Source organism: Fulvivirga aurantia (assembly GCF_009711475.1).
Classification (GTDB): domain Bacteria; phylum Bacteroidota; class Bacteroidia; order Cytophagales; family Cyclobacteriaceae; genus Fulvivirga; species Fulvivirga aurantia.
Genome location: NZ_SMMD01000005.1, coordinates 1 through 206, shown reverse-complemented (window position 1 = coordinate 206; position 206 = coordinate 1). Strand labels below are relative to the sequence as shown.

1 protein-coding gene is annotated in these 206 nt (G+C 38.8%); it reads left to right on the top strand.

Features of this window, described 5'->3' with window-relative positions:
- A partial coding sequence (locus E1176_RS19905; RefSeq protein WP_185152429.1) for a hypothetical protein occupies positions 1-206 on the top strand: 206 nt, incomplete at both ends.

Genomic DNA, 206 nt, shown 5'->3' with positions numbered 1-206 from the left:
AAGGTGTTGGAAGAACTCAATACACAGGATGACAGTCAATATTTTAGATATAGACAGCTTACTCAAAAAGATGTAAACAGTGATCTCATGGAAGTAGCTGATGTCTCAATTTCAGGAGATTTGTTTGCCGATGGAACGCCCAAAGCAAATGCCATGGTGTATTTGACTGATCAAACCGGTAATGTGATTGATTCTACCAGATCAGA